Below are 10,162 nucleotides of genomic sequence, written 5' to 3'. Positions count from 1 at the left end.
GTGCTTCGAGCAAGACCGCCGGCGACGCCGCCTCCGGACACGCCGCGTCCCATCCCGGCCGTCACTCGCCTGAGGCCCTGAAGGCCCACTCACGCGGCAAACTCTCGCTCTTCCTCCGCGCGGCGGGACTCCCGTTCTGGCCCGCGTCCATCCTTCCTGTGCTCATCGGTTCCACGTTGCCGTTCTGGCTCCGGCCCGAGGGCTTCGCGTTCAGCTGGGTGCGCATGGTCGAGGCGCTCGTCGGCGTGCTCCTCCTGCACGCGGGCGCCGACCTCACGAACGAGTACTTCGACTATCTCGCGGACTCGAAGAACCCGAACCGCGGCGGGCTGGCCGGCGGCTCGGGCGCGCTGCCCGACGGGCTCCTGAAGCCCGGCACCGTGCTCCGCGCGCTCGTCCTCTGCTACGTCGGCGCGACCGCCATCGGCATCCATCTGAACATGGTGCTTCCGGGGAACTTCGTGCTCCTCGTCGGCGCACTCGGCGCGCTCGGCGGGTTCTTCTACACCGCGCCGCCGCTTCGCCTCTCGTATCGCGGACTGGGCGAGGTCGTCCTGGGGCCCTGCTTCGGCCTCCTGCCGGTGCTCGGAGCCTACTATGCGCAGGCCGGCCAGGTCGGCTGGCGCGTCGTCATGGCGGGACTTCCCAGCACGTTCGCCGTGGCGCTTATCCTCTGGGTGAACGAGATCGTGGACTACGAGCCGGACAAGGAGGCGGGGAAGAGGAATCTCGTCGTCCGCATGGGCACCAGGGCCGCCGGGCGAGGCGGCGTCATCGTTCTGACGCTTCTGGTCTTCGCATCGCTCTTCGCGGCGGTCTTCACAGCGTCGCTCATCCCGCTCTCGCTCGTCGCGATCCTGGCGTTCGGGCTGGCCCGGACCATCGTGGTCGATATGTGGCAGCACCACGACGACCCCGAGAAGCTCGGGGAGGCCCAGATATCGGCCCTCAAGCTGAACCTCGCGTTCGGCATCATCATCGCGGGCTCTGCGCTGGCGGCGCTGGGGGCATGAGCGCGCAGACCGACAGACCCGTCGCACCGCCGGCAGCCGCCCTCGGGGCGGCGTCTTTGTTTCTGACCTCGCCTCATCGGGCCTGTTTGACTCGCCTAACGGTCCGTGATACCGTCACACATCCTGAGTGCGTGCGCAGTCGAAGAGCTCATGTCATTCAGATGAAGTTCACCCTGTTTCGGCCCCGAAGCCCCTGCGTTCGGGAGTGGTCGCAATCTGCGACCACCTCGATGAGCGCCTCACACGAAGTTCCTGAGCCGAGACGACGATCGTCAAGGAGTGCACGTGACGCTGAACCGACGGCTCATCCTCGAGATCCTGGCGTTCGTCGTCGTCGTGCTCCTCATCGTCGTCTTCATGGCCCGGCGCGCCGGCGGACCGGGGCGCTACGACGACCACCGTCTCATGATGGGGACCGTCGTCGGCGTCACGGTGTTCGCGCCCGGCGAGGACGAGGCGAACGAGGCGATGCAGGCGGCGTTCGACGAGGTCCGCCGCGTCGAGGAGCTGGCGAGCCGCTACATCGAGACGAGTCAGGTTGCGCGCTGGAATGCGCGTTCCGAAGAGATCGGCGAGATCGACCCGGAGATCGCCGCCGTCGTCGCCCGCGCCCTCGTCGTCGCGGAGCTGTCGGGCGGTGCGTTCGACCCGACCATCGCGCCGGTCGTCGACCTCTGGGACTTCGAGGCCGGCTCCCGTGTCCCTGACGAAGACGAGGTCCGGGCGGCGCTGGCCGACGTCGACTACGCGTTCGTCGACGTGCGCGCGAACGAAGGAGTGGTGGCGGCGCCCATCGATACCGACCTCGACCTCGACGGCATCATCAAGGGGTACGCGGTCGACCGGGCCGTCGAGGTCCTCAGGGAAGCCGGCATCGAGGCCGCGATCGTGGACGCCGGCGGCGACGTCGGCTTCCTCGGACGCTCTCCGAACGGTCCGGCGTGGCGGGTCGGCGTCAAGCACCCGCGGCGCGACGGTCTCATCGGCGTGCTGGCCGTCGACGGCGGGAGCGTGGCGACATCCGGCGACTACCAGCGCTACGTCGACGTGGACGGCGTCCGGTACCACCATCTCATCGACCCGGCCACCGGCTATCCGGCCCGGGACCTTGCGAGCGTGACCGTCTGGGCCAGAAGCGCCCTCGACGCCGATGCGCTCGCGACGGCCGTCTTCGTCATGGGGCCCGACGACGGCCTGGCGCTGGCGGAGCGGCTCGAACACGTCGAGGCCCTCATCGTGACGCCGGACGGAGAGATCGACGGAACGCCGCGCGCGATGGAGCTCTTCACGCGGGCGGAGGAAGGCAACGGAGAATGAACAGCGAGCTCATCGAGGCGCGGCACTGGACGCCCGGCGAGGGTGACCGGGTGAACTGCCGCCTGTGCCCTCAGCTCTGCGAGATCGCCGACGGCGGCCACGGACTCTGTCTCGGCCGCGTGAACAAGGGCGGCACGCTCTACGCCGAGAACTACGGCGAGTGCGTGTCGGCCTCGATGGACCCCATTGAGAAGAAGCCGCTCTACCACGTGTGCCCGGGGAAGAACATCCTCTCCATCGCGACCTACGGCTGCAACCTCCGGTGCATCTTCTGTCAGAACTGGACCATCTCGCAGACGAAGGCGCCCTCGGAGCATCTCTCGCCGGAGCGCGTGGTGGCGCTCGCGAAGAAGAACGGGTCGTTCGGCATCGCCTACACTTATACGGAGCCGGTCATCTGGTACGAGTACCTGATGGCGACCGGTGAGGCGGCCCACGCCGAGGGCCTGAAGAACGTTCTGGTGACGAACGGCGTCATCAACGAGGAGCCGCTCCGCGAGCTTCTTCCGTTCGTGGACGCGATGAACGTCGATCTCAAGTCGATGAACCCGGACTTCTACAAGGACCTCTGCCACGTCGACGGGCTCGAGGCGGTCAAGCGGACGATCGAGCTCGCGCACGAGATGAGCTTCGTCGAGGTGACGAACCTGCTTATCTCGGGGAAGAACGACTCCGAGGAGGAGCTCCGCGAGCTCGTGGACTTCATCTCCGGCATCAGCCCGAACATCCCGGTGCACTTCTCGCGCTACTTCCCGAACTACAAGATGGACGTGCCGCCGACGTCGATGGAGACGCTCAAGCTCGCCGACTCCATCGCCCGGGAGAAGCTGAACTACGTCTATCTGGGGAACGTCGGGCTCGAATCCGACTCGAACACGTACTGCCCCGACGACGGACATCTGCTGATACGCCGGACGGGGTACTCGACCGAGATCGCCGGCATCAAGGACGGCCGCTGCGAGAAGTGCGGCAGGGAGGCGGACTTCGTGTGGTGCGACTGAACGGGATGCCGGCGGCCGTCGATGAGACAGAACGGCGGGCCGGGAGCTGTCACCCCGATGTGCGAGGGCCGATGATCACCTGGGCCGACAGACTCGTGCTCTACGCGCTCGTCGGACTCGCGGTCGTGCTCTTCTCGGCGACCGGGGCCGGTGGCGAGGGCTCTCTCGTGCGCGTCGAGGGCGACGCGGGAAGCAGGGTTGCGCCGCTCGACCAGAACGCTACCTTCATCCTGAAGGGGCCGCTGGGTGAGACCGTCGTACTGGTTCAGGACGGTGCCGCGCGCATCGTTCTGTCGCCCTGCCCGCACAAGGTGTGCGTCGGCATGGGCGCCGTCAGCGGGGCCGGCCAGGCAGTGGTCTGCGTGCCGAACCGCGTCGTCGTGACGATCGAGGGCTCGACCCCTGCGTCGACCGACGCGGTGACGAGATAGCCGTGGCGGCTCGAGGCATCGCGCCACGGCGCGTCGCGCTCCTCGGCATGCTGGTGGGCGCCGGCCTTGTGCTCCACGCGGTCGACCGGCTGATACCGTCGCCCGTGCCGTTCGCCAGGCTCGGGCTTGCGAACGTCGTCACGCTGGTGGCGCTCATAGCCCTGGGGCTTCCCGAGGCGCTCGTCGTCACGGGGCTCAGGGTGGTCGTCGCGGCGCTCATCCTGGGGACGTTCGGAGGCCCGGCCTTCCTCCTGGCGCTGGCCGGAGGACTGGCCTCGGCGCTCGTGATGGGCGCGCTCGTGAGATGGACGATGCCGCCGCTGGGCGTGGTCGGCGCGAGTCTCGTCGGCGCGGCGGTCCACAATGTGACACAGCTCGCCGTGGTCGGGGCGCTCTTCACAGGGCTCGCCGCCGCGGCGCGGCTCACACCCGCGGCGCTTCTGGTCTCGGCGGCCGCGGGACTCGCGACGGGGATCGTCGCGTGGCTCGTCTTGAACAGGCTCCCGCTGGCCGGCGAGGCGGCCGCCAGGCGGGACAGCAAGCTTCGGAGGGAGAGAGCGTGAAGGAGATCGGGTGTGTTGTGTCCGTCAAGGACGACGCGGCCGTCGTGGCGATGCCGATGTCCGGCGCCTGCGAGAAGTGCGGCATGTGCATGATGTCGGGCGACGGGCGCGAGGTGATGGTGCTCGCCAAGAACGATGCGGGGGCCGGAGACGGCGACACGGTCGAGATCGAGATCACGGCGGGCAGGGTCGTGGCGTCGGCCTTCCTCATCTACATGGTCCCGGTCGTGATGACGATCATCGGGTTCCTCGTCGGGAACGCCATCACGGGCGGCGCGGAGGACTCCGTGCTGCCGATCGTCATGGCCATCGTCTTCCTCGTCGTGGCGTTCGTCGCCGTCGGTCTCTACGACATGCGGCTCAGGAAGGCGGAGCGGCGCGAGGCGAGCGTGCTCCGCATCCTCTCCGAGGAGGAGGCGGCCGAGTACAAACGACAGGTGAAGCCGGTCAACTACGAGGGCTAGGAAGCGGCAACGACGGAGGGCAGCGATTGGCGAGAAGCGGGGAGCGGCTCGTCCGAGAGGTGGTCGAGTTCGCACACAGCAAGAAGGCCGAGAACGTCGTCTCGATGGACTTGAGGGGCCTCACCTCGGCGTGTGATTTCTTCGTGATATGCGAGGGCGGAAGCGATGTGCACGTGAAGGCGATCGCCGACGCGGTCATTGACGGAACGAAGAAGGCCGACGACCGGCCGTGGCACGTCGAGGGCTACGACGGCAGGCGCTGGATCCTCATCGACTACGTGGACGTCGTGGTCCACATCTTCACCCACGACGCCCGCGACTTCTATCAGCTCGAGCGCCTCTGGGGCGATGCCGGGATCACGGAGTACGAGGACGAAGGCGTCACGCAACCGACAGGGGGAGACGCATGATCGATCCGATCCTCAAGAGACGGAGCATAAGGAAATACACCGACGAGCCGGTCACCGAGGAGGAGGTCACGAAGCTCCTCGAGGCGGCCATGGCGGCGCCGTCGGCCAGCAACAAGAAGCCGTGGCACTTCATCGTCGTCACGGATGAGGACACGAAGGCGAAGCTCTCGGAGTACGGGAGCCACTGGCAGATGCTCGCCGACGCGCCCGTCGGGTTCGTCGTCTGCGGGGACGCAGGCATCTCCGACCGCTACTGGGTGCAGGACGGCTCGGCGGCGACGGAGAACCTGCTCCTCGCCGCGAGCATGATGGGTCTGGGCGCGGTCTGGCTCGGCTGCTGGCCGAACCCTGACCGGGTCGAGCCCGTGAAGAAGCTCCTCGGCATTCCGGAGGGCGTGGAGCCGCTGGCGGTCATCGCGGTCGGCAGGCCCGGCGAGGTCAAGGAGCCAAGGACGCAGTACGACGCTGAGCGCGTTCACACGAACGGATGGTAGACGCCCGCCGACCGCGTCGTCGCCGACACGGGGCGCGGATGAGGCGGACAACCGGTCTCCATTGAGGCCGACAGGAGATGACGACCATGAGAGGAACCACCCTGTTCGCGCTGCTTACGGCAGCGGCGCTTCTCGTGTGCCCGTCGGCGGGGTATGCCGGGGACGAGGTCGGGACGGTCGACCTCGAGACGATGGACGCGATGGTCAGCTACCTCATGGGCTTTCAGATGGGGGAGACCATCCACTGGATGAAGGACGGCGAGATCGACGTCGACCTCATCATCGCAGGCATCAGGGACGGCATGGCCGGACGCGTGTCGCAGCTTCCCGAGTACGAGCACCAGTCCGTCATGACCGAGATCCACGAGCGCTCGGCGGCGGCGGGCGTCGCGCAGCACGAGGCACAGGCGGCGAGGAACCTCGAGGAGACCGAGGCGTTCCTCGCGGACAACGCGATGCGCGAGGGCGTCCACGTGACCGACAGCGGGCTCCAGTACGAGGTCATCGAGGACTACGAGGGCCCGTCGCCCCATCTGGGCTCGAGGGTGCTCGTGCACTTCACTATTGAGGATCTGTCCGGCAGGGTCTACAAGGACACATACGCGGTCGACACGCCCGCCGAGACCATCCTGACCAACCTCATCGAGGGATGGCAGGAGGGGCTCCAGCTCATGAGCGTGGGGGACAGGTACAGGTTCTTCATCCCGCCGCACCTGTCCTACGGTGAGGACGGCGGCCCGCACGTGGAACCGAACGGCGTGATGGTCTCGACCATCGAGCTGCTGTCGGTCTACGACAGGAAGACGAGTCAGGAAGACCACACGAAGGGTCTCCCGGAACTGTCCGGCGAGTGAGCCGGGCCGCCGGGCCGCCAGGCGGGGTCCGGTTTTCCCCAGAGAGAAGGGACGGAGCATGAAGCGGTTTGTGACGCTCGTCGCAGTACTCGCCCTCGCGTTCGTCGTCGCATCGTGCGGCGGAGAGCCGCAGCGCGTGACCGAGCTCGAGACGCTCGAGCAGAAGGCGAGCTACGCGATGGGCCAGGACATCGGTAACACGATCAAGGGTATGCCCGAGGGGTCGCTGGAGATCGACATCGTGATCCAGGGCATCCGCGACGCGCTGGCCGACGAGGAGCCGCTCCTCGATCCGCAGGAAACGATGCAGGTCATGCAGGAGTTCGGCGCTCAGATGCAGCAGGCGGCCGAGGAGGAGCGCGCGGCCGCGGCCGAGTCGAACCTCTCCGCGGGCCAGACGTATCTCGACGAGAACAAGACCAAGGAGGGCGTCATCGTCACTGAGAGCGGCCTGCAGTACGAGGTCCTCAGAAAGGGCGACGGCCCGAAGCCCGGCGCGGACGACAACGTCACGGTCCACTACAAGGGCATGCTGACCGACGGCACGGTGTTCAACAGCTCGTACGACATGGGCGAGCCGGCCAGCTTCCCGCTGAACGGCGTCATCCCGGGCTGGAAGGAAGGCATCCAGCTGATGAACGTCGGCAGCAAGTACCGCTTCGTCCTCCCGCCGGAGCTCGCGTACGGCGAGCGCGGCGCCGGCCAGATGATCGGTCCGAACGCGGTGCTCATCTTCGAGGTGGAGCTTCTGAGCATCGACGAGTAGCGAGCGCTGAAGGCGACGTAGTTTGCGAGCTCGGTCCCCTTGTCGGGGGCCGGGCTCGTTGCGTATGAGAGGGGGCGTCTGCTATCACCAGGATGAAGTTGACAAAGAGGAGTAGGGCCGATATAGTGAGATTGCGACCACGGCTCGTAGCGGAATGATAAGAGACGAACTCAGAATGCGGGGCGGCGCTCTCACTGGCGAACGGGGAGCAGTTCGTCCCGTCGTTGCTTGTGGCGGCCAGAGTGTCCGACGTGGTCCCCGGCTGCGAGGAAGACGCTCCCGTCGCGAAGCACCGCCCGCATTCTCTTCTCGCGGTCTTCTCTACAAGCGGTCGATATCCGATGTTCGGTTCACGCGGAGACCCGACGGGTTCTGGAGTTCCTTGATGAGGCCACTGTTTCTCGAAGTGCGAGGGAGGGTAGGACGATGGCACGTCTGATTCTGACATGCACGATCGTGCTCCTCATTGTCGGCGCAGCTCACGTTGCCGTGTGTGTCGCGGCGGGGTCAGGGAGGGATGAGATCCATGCCGTCGACGGCGCCCGTCGAGACACGGTCCTTGCCTGGGACGACGGCTCACCCGGCTCGATGTCACACTACATCTCAGCCGACGCTGGGGAGAAGGCCGCCGTGCTGTTCCAGGCGCCCGCGTGGGCCGACTACGTCACGAGGATCAGATACTTCATCATGAACGACCATGAGGGCGGCCCCATCGAGTCGACCGTGTTGCCCTTCCGGTGTTCCGTATGGGCGTCGACGGAATATCCCTACCTGCCGCAAGAGCCGGCCGTCGCGACCCTGACGGCTGAAGAGGGCTTCTGCGAAGACTGCTGGAACGAGGTCAAGTTCGAGCCGCCGGTCTACGTCGGCGACGACACGCAGTTCCCCGACCGGGTCTTCTTCGTAGGGCTCGAGTGGCTCAGCGACGGGAACCCGCTCATCGGCTACGATGTCGATGCCCCCATCGACTTCCGGAGCTACCTGGCCGCACCACCGCCCTGGCAGGTTCAGACGACACGCGACATCATGATCCGCGCGATCGTCGATGACAGCGGTTCCTACACCATCAGGGTGCCCGCCGATGTTGCGACGATCCAGGAGGCCCTCGACATCGCCGACGAGGGCGATACCGTCCTCGTGGCGCCGGGCGTCTACACCGGTCCCGGGAACCGGGCTCTCGACCCGCACGGCAAACCGCTTCTGGTCCGAGCAGAAGGCGGCCGCGTCGCGACGGTCATCGACTGTGAACGGCTCGACCGCGCGTTCAGCTTCGTCTCCGGCGAGGGCCCGAACACCATCGTGCAGGGGTTCACGATCACGAACGGCCTGGCGACGGGCGGAGGCGGCCTCGTGTGCGAGGATTCCAATCCCCGGTTCATCGACTGTATCTTCCGCGGGAACGAGGCGACGGGCTACGGCGGCGCCGTGGCGATCACGAACTACCTGTCCTCCGGTGGTCCGCGCTTCGAGGGGTGCGCCTTCGTCGAGAACGTCGCCGGCAACTTCGGGGGCGGAATCTACACGGACGCGGCCGACCCGGTCTTCACGGGATGCACCATCGCGGCGAACGCCGCGCCCTCGGGCGGCGGCCTCTGCGTCTATGCCGAAGGGAGCCCGTCGCTCGAGAACACGGTCATCGCGCACTCCACCGAGGGAGCCGCTGTGTACTGCGGCGGTTCAAGCGACGCGTCGCTGGTCTGCTGCGATGTCTACGGGAACGCGGGCGGCGACTGGACCGGTTGCATCGAGGGGCTTCTCGGCGTCGAGGGGAACTTCTCCGTGGACCCGGAGTTCTGTCTGGGGGACAATCCCGACGCGCCGTACGCGCTGCGCGACGGCTCGCCGTGTCTGGCGGAGAACAGCCCGTGCGGCGAGCTCGTGGGAGCCTTCGGGCAGGGCTGCGGTGAGAACCCGGTCGAGACAACGACGTGGGGAGCGGTGAAGGCCCTCTTCAGATAGAACGCCGCGGACAGAGGATGAGCACGCGGCGCCGGGCAGATGATCGGGCCGCAGCGCCGAGCCGTAGAATGACGGTCTGACCCGCTCTCCCTCCAAAGGGGAAGGAGCTCCGACCATGCTGACCGCGTTGGTGATCCTCCTGGCAGCCGCCATGCTGCCGTGCCCGTGGCCCTATCACCTGTCGCTCTGGCCGCCGGACGCCGAGTTCGAGAACGTCGCCGAGCGGCTGGACGAGCACGGGGCTTTCGTGCACCTCCAGCTTCTTGAGGACGAGCGTTCGCAGGTCCTCGATGCCGACCTCATCGTCACGGGCGACGTGGTCTCGAAGGAGTCCTATCAGCACGAGAGCGGGCCGGTCTTCACGGCGTTCACGATCGACGTGAGCAGGGTGCACAAGGGGACGCTCGAGGGAACCAGGCTCGTCACGAGCGTGTTCGGCGGGATCATCGACGGCCGCGTCACCTCGTTCTCCGGAGGACTGGACCATCCCGAGGTGGGGGAGCGGTACGTCTTCGTGCTGACGAAGGACCAGAGGTGGCGACCGGGCGACTACCGGGGCGGCGCATCGGCGCAGCGCTACCACATCGTCGGCGACACGGTCGTCGAGAAGGGCATTCCGTACCGGGAGTTCGCCCGGCGCATCCGGGAGCAGCTGACGCCGATCAGTTCGGCCGGGCACAGAGGCTTGAGCGACGCGGTCGTGCGTGGAACCGTCTCGGACGTCCACGTCTACCCGATGGTCCCGCGGTCGCGCGCGGCGTTCCTCGACGACCCGAACTTCATGCTCCTCAAGGTCACGGACGCGACAGGAGCAGCCCCGCACCAGGCCGGCGACCTCATCCGGGTCGAGCTGCCGCCGCATTTCCACGGCTTCGTCGGGCTGGACGAGG

The 10,162-nt window shown here is 67.2% G+C and carries 12 protein-coding genes; all 12 read left to right on the top strand.

What is annotated here, in order from left to right:
* The coding region (locus GF405_01485) for a hypothetical protein (protein MBD3366828.1) at positions 1-1,013 on the top strand (1,013 nt) is incomplete at its 5' end.
* A gap of 285 nt (positions 1,014-1,298) precedes the next feature.
* The gene (locus tag GF405_01480) at positions 1,299-2,330 is read left to right on the top strand and encodes an FAD:protein FMN transferase (protein MBD3366827.1); all 1,032 of its coding nucleotides are present in this window, start codon (positions 1,299-1,301) and stop codon (positions 2,328-2,330) included.
* Positions 2,327-3,331, top strand: coding sequence for an AmmeMemoRadiSam system radical SAM enzyme (gene amrS, locus GF405_01475; GenBank protein MBD3366826.1), 1,005 nt, complete (start codon positions 2,327-2,329; stop codon positions 3,329-3,331). Before GF405_01480 ends, amrS begins: the two co-directional genes overlap by 4 nt.
* Positions 3,319-3,762, top strand: a complete 444-nt coding sequence (locus GF405_01470) for a hypothetical protein (GenBank protein MBD3366825.1) — start codon at positions 3,319-3,321, stop codon at positions 3,760-3,762. Before amrS ends, GF405_01470 begins: the two co-directional genes overlap by 13 nt.
* Before the next feature lie 47 nt (positions 3,763-3,809).
* Positions 3,810-4,325 carry a heptaprenyl diphosphate synthase gene (locus tag GF405_01465; GenBank protein MBD3366824.1) on the top strand — a complete coding sequence of 172 codons (516 nt, stop codon included), beginning with the start codon at positions 3,810-3,812 and terminating at the stop codon, positions 4,323-4,325.
* Complete coding sequence (locus tag GF405_01460; GenBank protein ID MBD3366823.1) at positions 4,322-4,789, top strand: hypothetical protein; 468 nt, start codon at positions 4,322-4,324, stop codon at positions 4,787-4,789. The genes GF405_01465 and GF405_01460 overlap by 4 nt, the downstream gene beginning before the upstream one ends.
* A gap of 26 nt (positions 4,790-4,815) precedes the next feature.
* Positions 4,816-5,199: a ribosome silencing factor gene (rsfS, locus tag GF405_01455; protein ID MBD3366822.1), complete on the top strand. Its 384-nt coding sequence runs from the start codon at positions 4,816-4,818 to the stop codon at positions 5,197-5,199.
* Positions 5,199-5,693, top strand: a complete 495-nt coding sequence (locus GF405_01450; GenBank protein MBD3366821.1) for a nitroreductase family protein — start codon at positions 5,199-5,201, stop codon at positions 5,691-5,693. The genes rsfS and GF405_01450 overlap by 1 nt, the downstream gene beginning before the upstream one ends.
* A gap of 77 nt (positions 5,694-5,770) precedes the next feature.
* A complete protein-coding gene (locus GF405_01445; protein MBD3366820.1) occupies positions 5,771-6,547 on the top strand; it encodes a hypothetical protein in 777 nt (258 codons plus the stop codon).
* A 58-nt stretch (positions 6,548-6,605) separates the two neighbouring features.
* Positions 6,606-7,313, top strand: a complete 708-nt coding sequence (locus tag GF405_01440) for a hypothetical protein (GenBank protein MBD3366819.1) — start codon at positions 6,606-6,608, stop codon at positions 7,311-7,313.
* Positions 7,314-7,739: 426 nt separating this feature from the next.
* Positions 7,740-9,272, top strand: a complete 1,533-nt coding sequence (locus tag GF405_01435) for a hypothetical protein (protein MBD3366818.1) — start codon at positions 7,740-7,742, stop codon at positions 9,270-9,272.
* A gap of 115 nt (positions 9,273-9,387) precedes the next feature.
* Positions 9,388-10,162: hypothetical protein (locus tag GF405_01430; protein ID MBD3366817.1), on the top strand; the 775-nt coding region annotated here is incomplete at its 3' end.

Origin of the sequence: Candidatus Effluviviaceae Genus V sp. (assembly GCA_014728125.1) — a bacterium.
Taxonomy (GTDB): Bacteria; Joyebacterota; Joyebacteria; order Joyebacterales; family Joyebacteraceae; genus WJMD01.
The sequence above is the reverse complement of the archived record's forward strand: the minus strand, read 5'-3'. Positions and strand labels throughout refer to the sequence as shown.